The organism is Halopseudomonas salina (genome assembly GCF_008641105.1).
In genome coordinates this window covers 668,867-687,143 of sequence record NZ_VTTI01000001.1, presented here as the reverse complement: position 1 = coordinate 687,143, position 18,277 = coordinate 668,867, and the positions used below count along the sequence as shown (strand labels likewise).

The 18,277-nt window shown below is 59.4% G+C and carries 15 protein-coding genes; 7 read left to right on the top strand and 8 right to left on the bottom strand.

Going from position 1 to position 18,277, the window contains the following annotated elements:
* Positions 1–159: 159 nt before the first annotated feature.
* Entirely contained in the window at positions 160–882 is a 723-nt protein-coding gene (gene ompR / locus FZF01_RS03145) for an osmolarity response regulator transcription factor OmpR (RefSeq protein ID WP_150276624.1), read from the top strand.
* Between the two features lie 26 nt (positions 883–908).
* Positions 909–2,180 carry an ATP-binding protein gene (locus FZF01_RS03140; protein WP_150276623.1) on the top strand — a complete coding sequence of 424 codons (1,272 nt, stop codon included), beginning with the start codon at positions 909–911 and terminating at the stop codon, positions 2,178–2,180.
* A gap of 12 nt (positions 2,181–2,192) precedes the next feature.
* Here the strand turns inward: FZF01_RS03140 and FZF01_RS03135 are convergent, their stop codons facing one another.
* The 8 genes from FZF01_RS03135 to FZF01_RS03100 form a co-directional block, all read right to left on the bottom strand.
* Entirely contained in the window at positions 2,193–2,660 is a 468-nt protein-coding gene (locus FZF01_RS03135; protein WP_188434353.1) for a chemotaxis protein CheW, read from the bottom strand.
* Positions 2,661–2,692: 32 nt separating this feature from the next.
* Positions 2,693–3,661: a chemotaxis protein CheB gene (locus FZF01_RS03130; protein WP_223825365.1), complete on the bottom strand. Its 969-nt coding sequence runs from the start codon at positions 3,659–3,661 to the stop codon at positions 2,693–2,695.
* Positions 3,654–10,046: an Hpt domain-containing protein gene (locus FZF01_RS03125; RefSeq protein ID WP_150276621.1), complete on the bottom strand. Its 6,393-nt coding sequence runs from the start codon at positions 10,044–10,046 to the stop codon at positions 3,654–3,656. The genes FZF01_RS03130 and FZF01_RS03125 overlap by 8 nt, the downstream gene beginning before the upstream one ends.
* A 2-nt stretch (positions 10,047–10,048) precedes the next feature.
* Positions 10,049–10,951, bottom strand: coding sequence for a CheR family methyltransferase (locus tag FZF01_RS03120; protein ID WP_188434352.1), 903 nt, complete (start codon positions 10,949–10,951; stop codon positions 10,049–10,051).
* Positions 10,952–10,992: 41 nt separating this feature from the next.
* Positions 10,993–13,029, bottom strand: a complete 2,037-nt coding sequence (locus tag FZF01_RS03115) for a methyl-accepting chemotaxis protein (protein WP_150276739.1) — start codon at positions 13,027–13,029, stop codon at positions 10,993–10,995.
* 84 nt (positions 13,030–13,113) lie between these two features.
* Positions 13,114–13,650: a chemotaxis protein CheW gene (locus tag FZF01_RS03110; protein ID WP_150276620.1), complete on the bottom strand. Its 537-nt coding sequence runs from the start codon at positions 13,648–13,650 to the stop codon at positions 13,114–13,116.
* A 43-nt stretch (positions 13,651–13,693) separates the two neighbouring features.
* Entirely contained in the window at positions 13,694–14,059 is a 366-nt protein-coding gene (pilH, locus tag FZF01_RS03105; RefSeq protein WP_150276619.1) for a twitching motility response regulator PilH, read from the bottom strand.
* A 34-nt stretch (positions 14,060–14,093) separates the two neighbouring features.
* Positions 14,094–14,507, bottom strand: a complete 414-nt coding sequence (locus tag FZF01_RS03100; protein ID WP_150276618.1) for a response regulator — start codon at positions 14,505–14,507, stop codon at positions 14,094–14,096.
* 253 nt (positions 14,508–14,760) lie between these two features.
* Between FZF01_RS03100 and gshB the strand changes: the two genes are divergently transcribed.
* From gshB to pyrR, 5 genes are all read left to right on the top strand, one after another.
* The gene (gene gshB, locus FZF01_RS03095) at positions 14,761–15,723 is read left to right on the top strand and encodes a glutathione synthase (protein WP_150276617.1); all 963 of its coding nucleotides are present in this window, start codon (positions 14,761–14,763) and stop codon (positions 15,721–15,723) included.
* A gap of 62 nt (positions 15,724–15,785) precedes the next feature.
* The gene (locus tag FZF01_RS03090) at positions 15,786–16,697 is read left to right on the top strand and encodes an energy transducer TonB (RefSeq protein WP_150276616.1); all 912 of its coding nucleotides are present in this window, start codon (positions 15,786–15,788) and stop codon (positions 16,695–16,697) included.
* 59 nt (positions 16,698–16,756) lie between these two features.
* Positions 16,757–17,326: a YqgE/AlgH family protein gene (locus FZF01_RS03085; RefSeq protein ID WP_150276615.1), complete on the top strand. Its 570-nt coding sequence runs from the start codon at positions 16,757–16,759 to the stop codon at positions 17,324–17,326.
* Complete coding sequence (ruvX, locus tag FZF01_RS03080; protein ID WP_150276614.1) at positions 17,326–17,763, top strand: Holliday junction resolvase RuvX; 438 nt, start codon at positions 17,326–17,328, stop codon at positions 17,761–17,763. Before FZF01_RS03085 ends, ruvX begins: the two co-directional genes overlap by 1 nt.
* A complete protein-coding gene (gene pyrR, locus FZF01_RS03075) occupies positions 17,760–18,269 on the top strand; it encodes a bifunctional pyr operon transcriptional regulator/uracil phosphoribosyltransferase PyrR (RefSeq protein WP_150276613.1) in 510 nt (169 codons plus the stop codon). The genes ruvX and pyrR overlap by 4 nt, the downstream gene beginning before the upstream one ends.
* Positions 18,270–18,277: the final 8 nt, after the last annotated feature.

Sequence of the window (18,277 nt, the reverse complement as noted above, 5' to 3'; positions counted from 1 at the left end):
ACCGACAGATTCGCTTGCGGGGCGGATCGACAAAAGACAGATAGCAGAGCCAAGGGGGCAAAAAACTTGTACAAAAGAAACCTCTTGTAACAATGCGCAAACCCGTGAACAAGCGGGTTCAGACACAATAGCTACGAACTGAACAAGGGTGGAGCCGGTATGACCAGTGAAGGTGAAAAAATCCTGATTGTTGATGACGACGTGCGTCTGCGCCGTTTGCTTGAACGCTTCCTGACCGAGCAGGGTTATCGCGTCCGGGCAGTGGAAAATACCGAGCAGATGGACCGGCTCCTCGCCCGTGAACTCTACTCTCTGATCGTACTTGACCTTATGCTGCCCGGCGAAGATGGCCTTACCGCCTGTAAGCGCCTGCGCGATCAGGAAAATAAAACTCCTATCATCATGCTCACCGCCAAGGGTGATGAAGCCAGCCGGATTCTCGGCCTGGAACAGGGCGCGGATGATTATCTGCCCAAACCCTTCAATCCCCGCGAACTGGTAGCCCGTATAAAGGCTGTGTTGCGCCGCCAGGCTCCCCAGGTGCCAGGTGCTCCGGGCGGCGAAGACGAGGAAGTCAGTTTCGGCGAGTTTGTTCTCAGCCTGGCTACCCGTGAACTGCGCCGTGGCGAAGAAGTCCACATGCTGACTACCGGCGAGTTCGCCGTGCTCAAGGCGCTGGTACAACACCCGCGCGAGCCGCTCACCCGCGACAAGCTCATGCAGCTGGCCCGTGGCCGAGAGTGGGATGCGCTGGAGCGATCAATCGACGTACAAATCTCGCGCCTGCGCCGCATGCTCGAACCCGACCCATCCAAGCCACGATACATCCAGACTGTCTGGGGTGTTGGCTACGTCTTCGTTCCGGACGGCAAGCCTTCGTGAAAGGTGGTCCCGGCTGGCATCCTTTGATGCCACGCAGCTTCTTTGCCCGCACTATCACCCTGGTGCTGCTGGTTACGCTGTTCTCGAAGATTCTTACCATGCTGTACCTGCTGGCCAACGAGGACCTACTCGTTGATCGGCAGTACAGCCACGGTACGGCCATGCTGGTCACCTCTTACTGGGCCAGCGACCCAACTGCGCGGGAGGACATCGAGGAGGTCACAGGGCTGCGCCTGATACCCTCCCGAATGGTGCCCCAAGGCGAGGTTCATTGGCCCTATTCGGGTATCTTTACCAGCCAATTACGTGAAGAGTTGGGCGACATGACCCAGGTGCGCGTACGCATCCAGGGCCAGCCGTTATTGTGGGTGCATCAGCCCAGTTACGGCGACAACTGGCTTCAGGTACCCCTCTACGCCCACCCATTGCGCGGTCAGCGAATCTGGATGGTGGTGCTCTGGCTTGGCCTGATAGGGTTACTATCGACCGCCGCAGCCTGGGTTTTTGTTCGCCAGTTGAACAATCCGTTGAAAACCCTGGAGCGTGCCGCCCGCCGGATCGGCAAGGGCCATAGCGTGCGTCTGCTGGACACCAACTGCCCTGCGGAAATCGCCGAGGTATACCGTGCCTTCAACCAGATGGCTTACGACGTAGAGGAAGCAAACCGCGATCGGGCAATGCTGCTGGCCGGTGTATCCCATGATCTGCGAACCCCCCTGACCCGCATGCGCCTGTCCACGGAACTGCTCTCCAGCGCTGATCCAGACCTGACCGATGGCATGATTCGCGATATCGAGGATATGGATGCAATCCTCGATCAATTCATGTCCTTCATGCGCGACGGCAGCACCGAAGCGACCGAACCGGAAGACATCAACGACATCATCCGCGAGGTTGTTGCACCGCTGAATACCGGTGAAGAGCGAGTAAGACTCTGCCTTGAGCCGGTGCCTCGAATCAAACTCAGACGCCTGTCGATGAAACGGGTAATTGGCAATCTCATCGACAATGCTCTGTATCATGGCGGCTCAGGTATCGAGGTGTGTACTTACATCACCCGCGCTGCGGCGCAGCCCTATCTGGTAGTGTCAATTCTGGACCGCGGACCGGGAATTGATCCTACCGAGTGCGAAGCACTTTTCACGCCCTTTATTCGCGGCGATCGTGCGCGAACCACCAAGGGTACCGGACTGGGATTGGCCATCGTTAAACGTATTGCCGAAAGCCACGGCGCCACAGTGCAGCTGCTAAACCGCAGCGGCGGTGGCACTGAGGCGCGCCTGAGTTTTCCGGTTTGAATCTCTCGTGCTTCAGGCTCTGAGCAGGCCAGCAGAATCCAGCGTCTGCTCGATACTCAGCAGGTCGGGAATACACAGGGCCTGTTGCTCATCGCCAAGCCTGACCGATTGCAGAACATAGGGGACGCTAGCCTCGGCCGCGGAAATTTCACCGCGGGTAATCTTGCGCGAACGGGGGATACTCCATACGCGCATAGCGATAAAGTGCACACCTGGGCGCTCGCCGATGGCGTTGAGAATAAGCGTGCGAGGCTGTCGGCCGGTTTCATCCGTTTGCTGGCCAAGCAAAACGTAGGGATCAACTACCGGGACCTGCTGGTCCCGCCATGTGGTCCAACCCAGAAACCACTCTGGCGCATTCTCGGGTTCGCTGCTGAGACGAAACCCTACCAGCTCGGCCACTGCCACGTTGGGCAACAGAAGTGCCTGATCTGCGAGGGGTACGATAAGTCCATTCAGGCTTTCCAATGCGTCGGTCATAGCGCGTCCTCTGGTATTCTGTTTTGCCGTCGCTAGAGCGCAACCGGCCATTCTTGTGCCACCCAATAGCGCAGCGCATCAGCCAGCATCTCAGGCGAGCCCTGGCGGCTGCTGTAGCCCGCGTCAGCTACTGCCTGGGGCATGACGGAGCAGGTGGCACTCTCGGCATCCTGGGTCCAAACCTGAATTCCCTTATCTCGCAGCCGCCCACAGGCATCAACTCCATCCTCACCCATACCACTGAAGATGATGGCCCCGCAGGCAGGTGCAAAGACGCCGGCAACTGCATCGAGCAATGTCTCGATAGAGGGCTGGTAAGGGCCTGGCCAGGGTGTGTCACTGAGCCGGACTTGCCCCTCGGGTGCGAAACCCAGGCTACGCCTGATCGGCGCCACCAGGACTTCACCGTCGTGCAGATGTGCACCGCTGACGCAATTGAGCACCCGCCAAGCGTTCTGACGGCCGAGGATCGTAGGCAACTGCGTTTCAAAACCCGCATCAATATGTTGGGCATAAACAAACGCCACCGGCAAATCCGCTGGCAGCCTGTCAAGAAAGCGCTTCACCGCAGCCGGACCACCAAGGGAGGCGGCCAGCAACCAGACACAACGGGCAGGCGGCAGCTCAGGCGGCGCAGGAACACCAACAGCTTCCTGGCTCTGACGCTCAGGGGGCGGCCCGAGCAGAGGCAACAGCTTGGCCGCCAGCCGGCGCTTCCAGCGCGGATAGTCCTCGCTCTCGTGGTGAGGAATTTCACCGGCGCCCAGTAGCACCGGTACCGGGCTGTGCTCCAGTAGCCAGTCGGCGAGATCCGACTCATCTGCCAACTCCAGGAGCCATGCATCGGCTTGGATGGCTTCCAGCGCATCGCAATCCAGACCGTCGGGCTCTCCGGCAAAAATCACCCGATAACCGAACTCCTCGAGCACTTCCTGCAGCAATTGGCGCTTTTGCATTTTACCTGCCAGTAGCGCGATAGCTGGCACCACTGGGTCAATCACGAACCTTGACCAGCTTGCCAATGGCTTCCAACAATTGGCTTTCCTGATAGGGTTTGCCCAGATAATCGTTCACACCGATTGTCTTCGCGCGCTCGCGGTGCTTCTCGCCGGTACGTGAGGTGATCATCACGATGGGCAGATCCTTGAGCCGCTCATCATGGCGTACCAGCGTTGCTACCTCAAAGCCGTCCATACGCGGCATCTCGATATCCAACAGCATGATATCCGGATGCACATCCTGGAGACGGGCGATTGCTTCGATCCCGTCCTTGGCGGTGACCACTTCCATGCCATGACGTTCGAGCAAGCGTGTAGTGACCTTGCGCACGGTGATCGAATCGTCGACCACCATGACCAGCGTAGCGCGCTCGTCTTCTTTCTCGGCAATACTCTGGGCACGTTCGGCGGCCAGACGTTGCTGAGATTGCAATGCCTGCCGGGCGCGAATGATCGCGAGGAGATCGAGAATCACCACCACCCGTCCGTCACCCAGAATGGTTGCACCGGCGATACCCGGAACTACCGCAAATTGCTTGCCGACACTCTTTACCACGATCTCGCGGGAACCGGCCAGCGCATCTACCTGAACGGCCACGGTATGCTCTGCACCGCGCACCAGGATGACGGGCAGAGGAAGACTGTGCCCACTTAGGCGCGGCTGCTGACCCGTGACGAGCAGATCGCCGAGATACCGCAGGTCATACTGTTTGCCGGCGTACTCGAATGGCGGTGCATCGGGGGCGTAATAGGCTTCCAGCTCATAGCCGGATACCCGCACGATGCCCTCGATGGTGTTCAATGGTATGGCGTACAGGTCGTCCCCGGAATACACCATAAGTGCCCGGTTGACCGACACGGTAAAGGGCAGGCGAATAGTGAAGGTGCTGCCTTTGCCCGAACGACTATCCAGGCTCATGCTACCGCCGAGCTGTTTGACTTCCGAGTTGACCACGTCCATGCCCACACCGCGGCCGGAAATCTGGGTAATCTTGTCCGCCGTCGAGAAGCCGGCCTCGAGGATGAACTGCAGCACCTCCTGATCGGTCAATTCGGCATCCGCATCCATCAGACCCCGTTCGATAGCTTTGCGTCGTACAGCGTCGAGATTGATACCCGCACCATCATCAGAGAGCAGCAGAACAATTTCTCCTCCCTGACGCTGCAGATCCAGAGTTATGCGGCCCACCTCAGGCTTGCCTTTATCCTGGCGAACCTCGGGTAATTCGATGCCGTGATCCACGGCGTTGCGCAGCATGTGTTCCAGCGGCCCGATCATGCGCTCGAGCACGCTGCGATCCATTTCGCCTTCTGCGCTGCCGATCTCCAGACTCACCTGCTTGCCCACTTCACTGGCGACCTGGCGCACCACCCGTCGCATACGTGGCAGCAATCGTTCGAACGGCACCATGCGCGTACGCATCAGACCTTCCTGCAGCTCGGTATTCACGCGCGCCTGTTGCAACAGGAGCGTTTCCGCATCACGGCTCTTGGCTGCCAGGGTTTCCTTCAGATCCAGAAGGTCGGATGCGGACTCGAACAGTGAGCGCGAGAGCTGCTGCAACTGGGAGTAGCGGTCCATCTCCAATGGGTCGAAGTCCTCGTATGCCTGTTCGATTTCCTCCTGGTGACGCGACAGAATCTGCGCCTGGGTTTCCATATCGAGCCGCCGCAACTGGTCACGAACCCGCTCAATTGTGCTGTCGACATCCTGCAGGGTATGCGCCAGATCGTTGACCTGCTGTTCGATACGACCGCGGAAAATCGATGTCTCACCTGCCAGGTTGACCAGCTCCTCAAGCAGTTTGGCCGAGACCTTTACCGTCTCCTGGCCACTGATGCGGGCCGACTGATCTTCGTCGCTGGTTTCGCTGGCCGCCATGGCCTGTTGCAATATGTCTTTTACCGCTGCCAGTGTCTGGCGGGGCGCTGCCGGTGCTTCCTGCGGCGCACCCAGAGCATCCACAGGCGCAGGTGCAGAAGCGGCCACGGCGGGCATATTGGGCATCGACCAGTCCGCCGGGCCGGGCTCAACGCCGCCGCCCAGGGTATCCAGAGCTTCATGCAGGCCCTGCAATTGCGTTTTCAGCTGTTCCTGCTGGGTGCTGCCGCCCTGCAGGGCGCTTTCCAGTGCCTTGCTCTGCTCGGCCAATGCATTCTGGCCAGCCATACGTGCGCTGCCCTTGAGCGTCTGGACTCGCCGTACCAGTTCATCGGCGGCCGCGGGGTCTTCCGGTATGCGCTCAAGCAGCTCACCACAGGGCGCAACAAGTTCGCGGGCCTCTTCCAGGAACATGCCCAACAGCGGGTCGGTAGTCGGCGTCTCGGTTGAAGCGCCTTGCTCGGGCGCCGATTCCGGCTCTGGCTGCGACGCAGCCACCTCACCGTGACCGGGTAACTGAGGCGGTTGGTCGGGCCGTGCACGATAGCCCTTTATGGCAGCGATCAATGCCGAACCGTCGCTGATCGGGCGGCCGGCCATAACGCCTTCAACCATGTTGGCAAGATCATCATGGCAGGCATGTAACAGGTCATTGAGACCGGAGCTGGGCTGGTAGCGCTGATTGCCCAGGCCTTCGTAGAGAAATTCCAGTTCGTGGGCGAGGTCGCCAATCGGCGGGATCTCCGCCATACGGGCGCCGCCCTTGAGCGTATGCAGGTCGCGCTGTAGGGACTCGACCGCAAGTGTATTAGCCGGATCGGCGATCCACTTCTGCAGGCTCGCTGAAGCGCTGTCGATAATTTCCTGAGCTTCCTCAAGGAAGATGTCCACCAGCTCGGCATCGGTGCCCGCGGCCTGCGGATTCCAGGTGGCTTGCGGCGCAGCAGAGGCGCGCGGTTGCACGGAGGCTTCAGGAACCTGCTTCTGGGTGTATGGCGCACCGGGCAGTAAAGCCTGCAACGCCGCAATCTCTTCATCAGCCGGCGGAATATGCTGGTGGGCCGCCACCTGATCCATCATGCCAATCAAGCGCTCATGTGCAGCCAATAGCGCATCAACTTCACGCTGACCCAGTTCGATCCGACCGGTCATCAGCGCTTCGTGTGTATCTTCAAGCTTTTGGCAAAGCGACTCGATCATGCCCAGATCCACATCGCCAGCCACTTCGCCCAGCGCGCGCAGACTCTGGCACAGCTCGCGACTGTCGATAGCAGGGCCCTGACCATTCTCCCAGAGCTCCAGCGTATCGGTAACGTCCAGAAGCTGGTCGATTCCTTCGGTCAGGAATATCGACAATAGACCGACGTGGGCCGCACCCTCATCGAGGTCGGTACGACTGCTGTCACGCGCAGCAAGACCCTGACGCCACACATCGTCAAGGCGCTGTAAAAATGCATCGGTGCCCTCAAGGGACTGTTCAGGGCTGGTCTCGAGTTGGGCTACACCAGCTTCGAAAAGCGTTACCGCTGCGCTGAGCAGATCTACCAGGGCATGGTCGGCAGGAATCAGGTTGGCCTTGAAGTCCTTGGCGAGCTTTTCCAGTGGCGTGGCAAGCACCGCAATTGGCTGAATGCCTGCCATGTGCGCACTGCCTTTGAGGGTGTGTAACGCGCGCTGCAATGCATCACTAACCGGACGAGGCAGGCCCTGCTCACACTGGTCGATAAACGCATTTATCTGTTCAATATGAGACTGGGTTTCATTGTTGAAAATCTCCAGCAATACCGGATCCAGGCCGTGCTCGAGCGCAATCGCCTGCAAAGCGGGCGCAGTCTGATCCGAATCCTCTGGCCCACCCTGTGCCGTTTCTGCAGCAGCCTCGGAGTCCCACTCTTCTCCCGCTGAGCTCGCGGGTATGGGGTCCACTTCCTGATTGTGATCAGCTTCGGGCTCGGGCTCGGGCTCGATTTCCAGATCCACGTCGGCAAGCGGCAAAGCATCTGCGAGCACTTCGTCATCGGATGGCGTATCACTCAAAGCCTCCGACGCCTGTTCAACAGGCTCTTCGAACGAGCTCTCGTCCGGCTCTTCAAGGCTCTCCGCCTGTTCCTGCCCGGCCAACATGGCTTCTTCCGCCGACTCACCACGTGACAATGCATCGGCCACACTGGCGAGACGGGAAACCTCCGGCAGATCCTGCTGCTTGCTGAGAGCAAAGTCCTCAACCAACTCAGGCATCAGGGCGCGGACAGCATTGATGACGTCAAATACCGTAGGCGTCAGGTCAATGCTACGATCAATGACCCGGTTGAGCATGTTTTCGACCGACCAGGCAAGCTCCGCCATGATGCCGGCCTTGACCATACGCCCGCTGCCCTTGAGCGTATGGAAAGCACGGCGCACCTCGGCCCGAGCCTTTTGGTCATCATTGTTCGCCTGCCAGACCGGCGTGTATTCGGTCAGCGTCTCAAGTACTTCACCAGCCTCTTCGACAAAGATCTCGATCAGTTCGGCATCGAAATCGTCATCCTCGGCCTCGGCCTCTTCAGCCACTTGGACACCGGCAGGCTCTGCTGTGTCGGTAGCCTCGTCAGCGGGCAGCGGCTGATCTGCGGCGTCAATGCCAGGCGGCACGTGACTTGGCGAGGTTTCGATGCTATCCAGCTCTTCGGGAGGGGCTTCGAGTGTTTCTGCAACAACCAGGTCAGACTGCTCGGCATCAGTCCCGTCATCTGCAGCGGCAGTTTCGGGCAGCGTTTCGACGCTCACGGCCGCGGCTTCAGGCCTTAACGTTCCAAGACCGTAGTCGAGTTCGACAAGTCGCTCTGCCGCCACCGCGAGAATATTGTCACCGCGCTCACTGTCGTCCTCGGCGAGACGCTCGAGGTAGTAATCCACACTGGTTATCACGTCGGCCAGCGCATCAAGATCCGGCCAGTCAGGTATCTTTTTCGGGGTGAGCAGTTGCTCGACCACGTAGCGCCGACAATTGCCAATGATGGCTGCACATTGCGTCAATGGCAGCATCTCCAGGCCACCACGCACGCTGTTAAGCAGCCCAGCTACGGGCTCAAGCTGAGAATGGTCCCACTGGCTGATGATGAAAGCATTGATAGCCTCGCGACTCTGCTCCAGCGCATTACGCGCTTCCTGCACCACCTGCCGGTGCACCAGGACCATATCCTGGGCGGCAGCCAGACGCTGCATGTCGTTGCCCTGCGATGCGCCGGCCCCGTCACTGCGCTCTCGTTCCATCCCGAGAATGCCGTGCAGGCTTGCCTCTACATAGAGCAGACCTCCCGCCACATCCATCAGTGACGAGTCGTTAATAGTCGACATGCCCCCGGCCAACTGTCCGACCAGCTCTATCTGCTCCAGCAGCACTCTCCGGGGCTGGCCCAGACCAAGCATCGCCAGGGTATCAGCAATCTGCTTCATGGCCGGCACCAGGGCCGCAAGCTCGCTGGTCTGGGCGCGATCGCCGCGTACAAACAGGTCAAGACTATCCTTTACCTGCAGCAGCTCCTCCCCAAGAGCTTCTACCACCGACTGCATGGCGCTGCGGTCCGGACCGACCAACCGAGAACCCGTTGCCTGGTTGGCAATGTCATCCTCGGTGAGCAGGGCCTTGAGCTGGTAGCGCTGCTTCAGGCCATCGAGTCGCGTGCTTCCACCAGGGCTCTTCGCCACGTAAAAAAGGAGGTTTCGCAATAATTCCGGAGCTGGCGGAGTGTCCAGCGCTGCCGCTCCCTGGTCCAGCAATTGTCGAACTTCACGATCAGCCTGACGTAAAAGTTGCTTGATGGCGGCACCCGCATCGATGGTGCCATGCTCAACGCCTTCGACCACGCCCGCATAGGCCGCCCAGAGATCGGCATGGGCAGAACCCTGACAAAGGCCTTGCAGACGCGCAAATACTTTACCGAGCTGGCGGGCATTAGCCTCAATATCCTGATTTCGAATGATCCCGGCATGGGCTATCTGCATCGCCTGACGCAGTTTGCGCAACTGCCGCACTGTTTCGTCGGCTGCAAAGTTGTCGAGGCGCTCGGCGCCGTCCGCCGGACTGCCTGTATCCACATCCGGGGTGAAGAGCGCGTTCTCCGACAACAGGTTTTCGCCACGGGCAGTGCGCATATCGTTCAAGAGCGGCAACAACACCAGGGGCAAATCACGGCGTCCAGACTGCACGCGGTCCAGATAGGTGGGCAGTTGGAGTATCGCCTGCATCAACACGTCGAGGGCCTCGCCCTCACGGCTGGTAGTCCCGTGCATCAGGGCCTGGGCCAGCTTTTCCATCTCTTCGGCAAGCAACGCCGCGCCATAGAACTCGACCATCTGGAGCGTGCCGTGAACCTGATGGATATAGGTCAGGCAGAAACGCAGCCGGGTTGAATCCCCGGGATTCTCGACAAAAGCTTCAAGGGCTTGACGCGCTTGATTCAGCGTCTCGGAAATCTCCCCTTTTACCCAGTCAAGGGCGACATAATCATGCCGATCACCCATAGTCACTCCAGACTTTCGTGAGAAACCCGCCGCACGTACGCCTGTACCCGATCATCGGGTACCCGCTCGAGCAGGGGGTTGTTCCAGTCCACTATTTCACCCAATCCGATGATCAGCATGCCACCTGGCGCCAGTTTTTTGGCCAACAGGTTGAGCAGGTCGCGGCGGCGCCAGCGTCGGAAGTAGATGAGCAGGTTCTGGCAGAATATGATATCCAGGTCCCGTATGGGGGCCTGGGCCAGTTCCAGGATATTCAGCCTGGTAAAGCAGATTCGGTCACGCAGTGCCGGCAGGATTTCCAGCTTGTCGCCGTCGACAGGCTGCATCCAGCGATTTTTTTCCGCCTCGGTGAGGCCGCCCATTCGACTGGCCGGATAACGCGCAGCACGCGCTTGTTCCAGAGCCTTGAGACTGATGTCAGTAGCCCAGATTGCATACTCGGGTACCGTGCCGGCAGCATCCACCAGACATTGCTCGGTAATCAGCGCCAGGGAATAGGCTTCTTCGCCACTGGCGCAGCCCAGACTCCACAGTTGCAACGGTTGGTCCGCTGCCCGTGCGGCCAGAAGTCCTTCGAGGTGACTCTGAACACGGTCAAAGGAAGGACGGTGGCGCATGAAACTGGTCTCGCGCACCGTCAGACGATCGATCAGGGCAGACCACTCGATTGCCCCGGCTGGTCCCTGGGTCACGTACTCGTAATAGCTCTGGTAATCCTCGATCTCCAGTTCGCGCATACGCGTGCCCAGACTGGTCTGCAGAAAAACCCGACGCTGGTCGGTGACGCAAACCCCGGTCCGCGCCTCAAGCAACGCCTGCCATTGATGGAATTGCTGCGTATCCATCTCCGGCAGTTGCTGTAATGACCAGTTCGGCGTTCTCTGCACTGTGTATCCCTTGCTCATTGCGGGGTGCAGATAGCCTGAAGGCTACCCGCGCCTCCATCTCAAAGTTGCTGTGGCAGGGTGAAGCCGTCGACCGACTTGCGCATCGATTCGGCCTGGGCTGCCAGGTCGCCAATGCTGCGAGCTGTTGCTGTGGTACCGGCGGATGTCTGCGAAGTGATTTCCTGGATCACGTTCATCGTGTTGGAAATGTGACCGGCAGACGATGCCTGCTGACGGGCCGCGTTGGAGATGTTCTGGATCAGTGCTGCCAGACTGGTCGATACCTTTTCGATTTCTTCCAGTGCGACACCGGCGTCCTGCGCCAGACGAGCCCCGCGCACTACCTCGGAGGTGGTCTGTTCCATCGAGATAACTGCCTCGTTTGTGTCGGTCTGAATCGTCTTCACCAGAGCCTCGATCTGCTTGGTCGCAGCCGAGGAACGTTCCGCCAGTCGCTGTACTTCATCCGCTACCACCGCGAAGCCGCGGCCCGCATCACCGGCCATGGAGGCCTGGATTGCGGCGTTCAGAGCCAGAATGTTGGTCTGGTCGGCAATGTCGTTGATCAGGCTGACGATATCGCCAATTTCCTGGGAGGATTCACCTAGTCGCTTGATACGCTTGGAGGTGTCCTGGATCTGCTCGCGAATGGTATCCATGCCGGTAATGGTGTTCTGCACCACCTCGTTACCCTTGTTGGCGATGGCTACCGAACGCTCCGCTACCGCGGAGGACTCGGCGGCGTTGGCCGATACCTGGTCAATCGAGACGGCCATTTCGTTCACCGCTGCCGAGGCGCCGGCGATTTCCTGAGCCTGGTGCTCGGACGCCTCAGCCAGATGCATCGCTGTTCCTTGGGTTTCCTGGGCGGCGGTCGATACCTGCAGAGCGGTGTCGTTGATTGTGCCGACAAGTGCGCGCAACTGGTCGATGGTATAGTTGATCGAGTCGGCGATGGCGCCGGTAAAGTCCTCACTCACCGTGGCCTCAGCTGTCAGGTCACCGTCAGCGAGATCGGCGATTTCGTCCAGCAAGCGCAAAATCGCCGCCTGGTTCCTGTCATTCTTTTCTGCAGTCTCGGCCAGACGTCGGCGGGTTTCACGGGTCATTTGCAGGCCGATCAACAGAATACACCCCAACGCCACGATACCCAGGAAGTAACCAAACAGGGTGTTGATCCAGCGGGCATCGCTGCGCGCCTCAAAGCCCTGTGTCAGTACAGACACGTTATCGAGCAGCAGCTGCGAGTCGGCGAAGATCTGATTCGCCGCCAGACTCACCTGGTACAACTCAGGCGATGTCAGCAGAATCTCGTCGACTGAATCGGATACGAAGCGGAACAGATCGGCAATCTCGTTAAGACGCCCCACCAGCTCAGGGTCCGACACCCGGGTGATACCCATGCTGGCATTACCCTCGAGCATGCCGAGCAGAACGCGACCAAACAAACTGGCGTCACGGCCGAAACTGTCGGCCGCCATTACCGCGTCCTCTTCACCGGCGAGTACGCGGTTTACCGCGTTCAGAATCCGCTCACCAAGCAGAGACTGTCGCTGGGCGACCGCCACCTGGTCGGCCGGCGCCTGGTTGGCAATAAGCAGATCCACCACTTCCTCGTATTCCACCTGCAGCTGGGGAATGGTGTCGGAAAGGGTCAGGGCTACATCGTTCAGGGACAACACGGTGCGCTGGCTGGCCAGGATTTCGTCGGCGTTGGTACGCACCCGGTTCCAGTTACCCTGAACCTGCGCGACCTGCTCATCGAGCACGGCCGGCGCTGAAGGCAGCCCGGTCTCGGAGCGCCCCAGAGTCAGGAAGTCCCAGCGGCGCTGGAAGTCGTTACGGGCGTCCAGCAGCAGACCGAAAGCCTCGGGCGTTCCCGTGGCGGCTTCACTGGCCGACTTGGAAATCTGCTGGGAGAGTACCCGCAGCTCACCGGCGTGGCCGATGTATTCCGTGTCGTAGCCGCTCTGAATGTTGAGATACAGGAAGTTGACGAACAGCAAGAGCAGCGACAGTACCAGGGCCGCGAACAGACCGGTAATCGTGCGATTGCTTCGCATTGCGGAGAAAATCTGGGTATCGAACTTTTTCATCATCTGGCCCCTACCTGGCCTACCGCATGGTTCTTGTTTTTGCTCTTGTCTGTCGCGTTACCGGAATATCCGGTCGCCCCCTGATCAAATCGCTACGTCGAGAAACGCCTGATCCCGCGCCAATGCCCTGAAGTTGAAAACCAGGGAGACCTGGTCCTGGACATACGCTCCCACCACGAAGGGCCGAAACCCTTCATCCGTTGCAGGCACATCGGTGGTAAAGCTGGTTACTGGAAAATGTTGCATACCTAGCAATTCGTCGACCAACAGGCCAACAAAAAGTCCGTCACGGTCAAGCACCAGCACCCGCCGCTGCTTGCGCGGAGCACTGACGCTGGCACCAAAGAAACGGCTCAGATCGATGATCGGCAGCAGCCGACCACGTACGTTGGCAACGCCACGAACCCAGCTCTTGACCCGCGGAAGGGCGGTGTAGCGAGGCTCGTGAAGTATCTCGGCGACCTCACCCATGGCTGCGACCATCGCTTGCCCGGCGAGCCGAAAGCCCACACCGCTCCAGGTTTCACTGACAACGTCTTGCGCAGGCAGGCCCATGGCCTGACTACGGCAATGCTGCGCAAGCTGCCTGAGAGTATCGAAAGGATGAATTGATTCTGCCATGCCGGGCCTGTTCTGGTTGTTATGCGGCATGTGTCAGGAGCCCTCAGGCTCCCAGCACGGACTTCAACGTCTTGATAAGGGTGGCTTCCTCGACTGGCTTGGTCAGGTAATCTTTGGCGCCCTGACGCTTGCCCCACACCTTGTCAGTTTCCTGATCCTTGGTGGTCACGATGATCACCGGGATATGCGCAGTCTCGGCATCCTTGGTCAATTGACGGGTCGCCTGAAAACCGTTGAGGCCCGGCATGACAATATCCATCAATACGGCATCAGGCTTTTCCTGACGAGCCAGTGCCACGCCGTCGGCACCGTTCTCTGCTTTCAAGACTTCGTAGCCGTGTTTTTCCAGCATGCCTGTAAGCTTGTACAACTCGGTCGGTGAATCATCTACTACAAGTATTCGGGCCATATGGCTCCCCCGGTATGGCTGACGGTGCGAAGGCTCAGGCCTCCGAAGCACCTGCTAGGTCGTCGGATTGCGGAACATGAGCGCGGATGGCACCCAGAAGCTCTTCCTTGCTGAAGGGCTTGGTCAGATATTGATCAGAGCCGACGATGCGCCCCTTGGCCTTGTCGAACAGGCCATCCTTGCTGGACAGCATGATTACTGGCGTACCGCGGAAGGCGCTGTTGTTCTTGATCAGGGCACAGGTCTGATAGCCATCAAGTCGTGGCATCATGATGTCGACGAAGATGATATCCGGGTTGTTGTCGGCAATCTTGGCCAACGCATCAAAACCATCTACTGCTGTGATAACCGTACAACCGACCTTTTTGAGCAAGGTTTCTGCGGTTCTGCGAATGGTTTTGCTGTCGTCAATGACCATGACTTTCAGGCTTTCGAAGTTTTCTTCCATTTGACCAGCCCTTGTTATTAATGGTGAGTCGTCGGCGTCTACGTCAATATGGCGGCGCCAAAACACTCTGTCCCTTTCTGCGTACTTTTATCACAGTTTCCGTAGCCAATCTATTTGGCAACAAGGTATATCTGTTTTTCTAATGCGAGGCGTCAGATATGAGACATCTCGCAGCATTAGTCAACCTTTCACCGCAGGCTACGCAAGGTTACACTCCCTTCGCACCATGCCCCACTCAGCGGACCGACTCCCCATGCATATTCGCCTTGGCATCGTTATGGATCCCATCCATGCGATCAGTTACAAGAAAGACAGTTCACTGGCCATGCTGCTGGCCGCCCAGATGCGTGACTGGGAGCTGTTTTACCTCGAACCACAGGACCTCTATCTGGCCAACGGCCAGGCGATGGGGCATGTGCGACCACTGCGCGTGCACGCCGATCCCGAACACTGGTTCGACCTTGGCGAGCCCACCCATGCGCCGCTGGCCGATCTGGACGTCATCCTGATGCGCAAGGATCCGCCCTTTGATGATGAATTTCTGTATGCAACGCACATTCTCGAAGCAGCGGAGCGAGCCGGCGTGCTGGTAGTCAATCGCCCGGCCAGCCTGCGCGACTGCAACGAAAAACTCTTTGCGACCCAATTCCCCGAGTGCGCGCCCCCCAACCTGGTCAGCCGTCGCGGTGATATTCTGCGCTCTTTTATCGCCGAGCACCGTGACGTGATTCTCAAACCGCTGGAAGGAATGGGCGGATCAATGATTTTTCGCATTCGCGAGGGCGATAGCAACCTCAGCGTGATTATCGAAACCCTGACCCGCCACGGCCAACAGCAGATCATGGCGCAAAAATATTTGCCGGAGATCAAGGACGGCGACAAGCGCATCCTGATGATTGATGGTGAACCAGTACCCTATTGCCTGGCGCGCATTCCACAGAAAGGCGAAACCCGCGGCAATCTGGCTGCCGGCGGACGCGGCGAGGCCCGCCCGCTGACTGATCGCGATCGCTGGATAGCCACACAGGTGGGCCCTTCCCTTCGCCAGCGCGGGCTGCTGTTTGTCGGTCTGGATGTGATCGGCGATTACCTCACCGAGATCAACGTCACCAGCCCTACCTGCATCCGCGAAATCGACAACGCCTATCAGACAGATATAGGCGGCCAACTGATGGATAAAATCCAGCAACTGCTCGAGGCCCGGCCAGTCGCGTAGACATTTTCCGGAATGCGCGGCAGACTGCGCAGGAACGTCAGCCGCAGCCCGCCACGGACAGCATGAAAAAAGCCGCCAAACCGACTCCTCCATCTGCCGCCCCAGCACCCGTTGAGGTGACTTCCCGCGACCGCCTGGGGTTTGCATTGTTTATCGCGGCAGTGTTGCACGCCCTGGTCATTCTGGGCGTGACCTTTGATCTGCCGTCACCCAGCGAATTGTCCAAGACACTGGAGATCACCCTGGCCACCCAGCCCAGCGAGAAGGTGCCCGACAAGGCAGACTATCTGGCGCAACTCAATCAGGAAGGCAGTGGAACCCTGGATGAAAAGGCCGCGCCCAGCACCACGGAAGAAACCGTCTTCCAGGACGCCGAAATCAACACCGTCACCCCGCCCCAGGAAGCCAGCGCCCCGCCACCTGCTCCCATAGTAGAGAAGCAGGTTGTCACAACCAGCACGCGCCAGCCCGAAAAAGCCGTTACCGCTCGGGATGTTCCGCCACCGGAAGAAAAGGTCAATCCGTCGCTGCCGCGCTTCAATCGCAGCCAACTGTCGGCGGAAATCGCCAGTCTCGAAGCGCAGCTCGCCGAAGAAAAGCAGCTCTACGCCAACCGGCCCCGGGTTCATCGGCTCAATGCGGCTTCGACCATGCAGGACAAGGGCGCCTATTACAAGGATGCCTGGCGGCGCAAGGTGGAGCGCGTCGGCAACCAGAACTACCCGGCCCAGGCTCGCAGCGAGCGAATCTACGGCAGTCTGCGCCTGCTGGTCTCGATCAACCGCGATGGCACCCTGCGCGAAGTGCAGATCCTCGAGTCCTCCGGCCACCAGGTGCTGGATAATGCGGCCCAACGCATCGTAAGGTTGGCGGCACCCTACGCGCCATTCACCGGCGACCTGATGGATGTGGATGTACTGGAAATCATCCGCACCTGGCGTTTCGAGCCTGGCGATACAATTTCCAGCTTCTGACCCCGCGCTTAACAGCGCCGATGCTTGAAGCTTGCAAGCCAAACCCCAATACTAGGCGCATGAGCCAAATCACCTCGAGCTACCTCAAGCATCACTTTCTGATCGCCATGCCCCACATGGCTGATCCTCGTTTCGTCAACAGCCTGATCTACCTTTGCGACCATGATGAGCATGGCGCCATGGGGTTGGTGATCAACCAGCCGGGCGACCTGAACCTGGCGGACATCCTCGAACAGCTGCAGCCGGAGATCGACCTGACCGATGCAGTGGGTAGCGTACCCGTGTATAACGGCGGCCCAGTACAGACTGAGCGCGGATTCGTATTGCACCGTGGCCCGGAACAATGGGAGGCAACCATGGACCTGGGCACGCTGCAGCTGACTACCTCGCGGGACATTCTTCTGGATATGGCTCGCGGACACGGCCCACAGGATGTGCTGATCATGCTCGGTTACACCGGCTGGGACGCGGGGCAGCTCGACCAGGAACTCGTCGACAACGTCTGGCTCAGTTGCCCTGCCGACAATCACATCCTGTTCGAGCTCCCCAGCGACCAACGGCTCGCCGCAGCCGCCCGCACCTTGGGCATCGACCTGAATTTGCTGACCAGCCAGGCTGGTCACGCCTGATGAGTACCTTGCAACGCGCCATGGGCTTCGACTACGGCACGCGCCAGATCGGAGTGGCCGTTGGCCAAAGCCTGACCTGCCGGGCAGAACCGATTGCCGTCCTGCGAGCCCGTGATGGCGTGCCAGACTGGAGCCAGATCGAGCGCCTGATCAGCGAATGGAAACCCGATACCCTGGTGGTCGGCCTGCCACTGAATATGGACGGCACCCCCAGCGAGATGAGCGCACGCGCCCAGAAGTTTGCCCGCCGCCTGCATGGCCGATTCAATCTGCCCGTAGACTGTATCGACGAACGCCTAACCACTTTTGAAGCCAAGCAGAGCCTGCGCGACAGCGGCCGCACGCCGGCCAGCTACCGGGACAATCCGGTCGACAGCCTGGCCGCCGCACTGCTGCTGGAAACCTGGCTTGGCAACCTGCCCAAGGAGATGTCATGAGTGCCCTGCCCGATGTGGCCCCGTTGCTCGAACGCATGGCCGCGGACCTGACCAAGTATCTGTCATACCGCAATTTCCAGAACCCCGCCTTTGTGGGTATTCACACTGGCGGTGTGTGGATCGCCGAGCACCTGCGCAATCAGTGTCTGCCCGACGCCCCCCTCGGCACACTGGACATTGCTTTCTATCGTGACGATTTCGAGCAGAACGGCTTACCACCGCGAGTACGTCCCTCGGAGCTGCCCTTCAGCGTCGATGACCGGCATCTGGTGCTGGTCGACGATGTGCTCATGACCGGCCGCACTATCCGCGCAGCCCTCAACGAACTCTTCGATTATGGTCGCCCGGCTTCGGTAACACTGGTCGCCCTGATTGACATTGAGGCGCGGCAATTGCCGATCCGTGCAGACGTGCTGGGCACCAGCCTGACCCTGCCTGAAGGTCAGCGCGTGAAGCTGACCGGTCCGCAGCCCCTGCAACTGACCCTGAACCCCGTCGCCAAATAGAGAGCCCA

Bases quoted from the DNA above. Each gene is read 5' to 3' on its own strand.
- ompR (WP_150276624.1), top strand. From the start codon at position 160: ATGACCAGTGAAGGTGAAAAAATCCTGATTGTTGATGACGACGTGCGT.
- FZF01_RS03140 (WP_150276623.1), top strand. From the start codon at position 909: ATGCCACGCAGCTTCTTTGCCCGCACTATCACCCTGGTGCTGCTGGTT.
- FZF01_RS03135 (WP_188434353.1), bottom strand. From the start codon at position 2,660: ATGACCGACGCATTGGAAAGCCTGAATGGACTTATCGTACCCCTCGCA.
- FZF01_RS03125 (WP_150276621.1), bottom strand. From the start codon at position 10,046: ATGGGTGATCGGCATGATTATGTCGCCCTTGACTGGGTAAAAGGGGAG.
- FZF01_RS03120 (WP_188434352.1), bottom strand. From the start codon at position 10,951: ATGAGCAAGGGATACACAGTGCAGAGAACGCCGAACTGGTCATTACAG.
- FZF01_RS03115 (WP_150276739.1), bottom strand. From the start codon at position 13,029: ATGAAAAAGTTCGATACCCAGATTTTCTCCGCAATGCGAAGCAATCGC.
- FZF01_RS03110 (WP_150276620.1), bottom strand. From the start codon at position 13,650: ATGGCAGAATCAATTCATCCTTTCGATACTCTCAGGCAGCTTGCGCAG.
- pilH (WP_150276619.1), bottom strand. From the start codon at position 14,059: ATGGCCCGAATACTTGTAGTAGATGATTCACCGACCGAGTTGTACAAG.
- FZF01_RS03100 (WP_150276618.1), bottom strand. From the start codon at position 14,507: ATGGAAGAAAACTTCGAAAGCCTGAAAGTCATGGTCATTGACGACAGC.
- gshB (WP_150276617.1), top strand. From the start codon at position 14,761: ATGCATATTCGCCTTGGCATCGTTATGGATCCCATCCATGCGATCAGT.
- FZF01_RS03090 (WP_150276616.1), top strand. From the start codon at position 15,786: ATGAAAAAAGCCGCCAAACCGACTCCTCCATCTGCCGCCCCAGCACCC.
- FZF01_RS03085 (WP_150276615.1), top strand. From the start codon at position 16,757: ATGAGCCAAATCACCTCGAGCTACCTCAAGCATCACTTTCTGATCGCC.
- ruvX (WP_150276614.1), top strand. From the start codon at position 17,326: ATGAGTACCTTGCAACGCGCCATGGGCTTCGACTACGGCACGCGCCAG.
- pyrR (WP_150276613.1), top strand. From the start codon at position 17,760: ATGAGTGCCCTGCCCGATGTGGCCCCGTTGCTCGAACGCATGGCCGCG.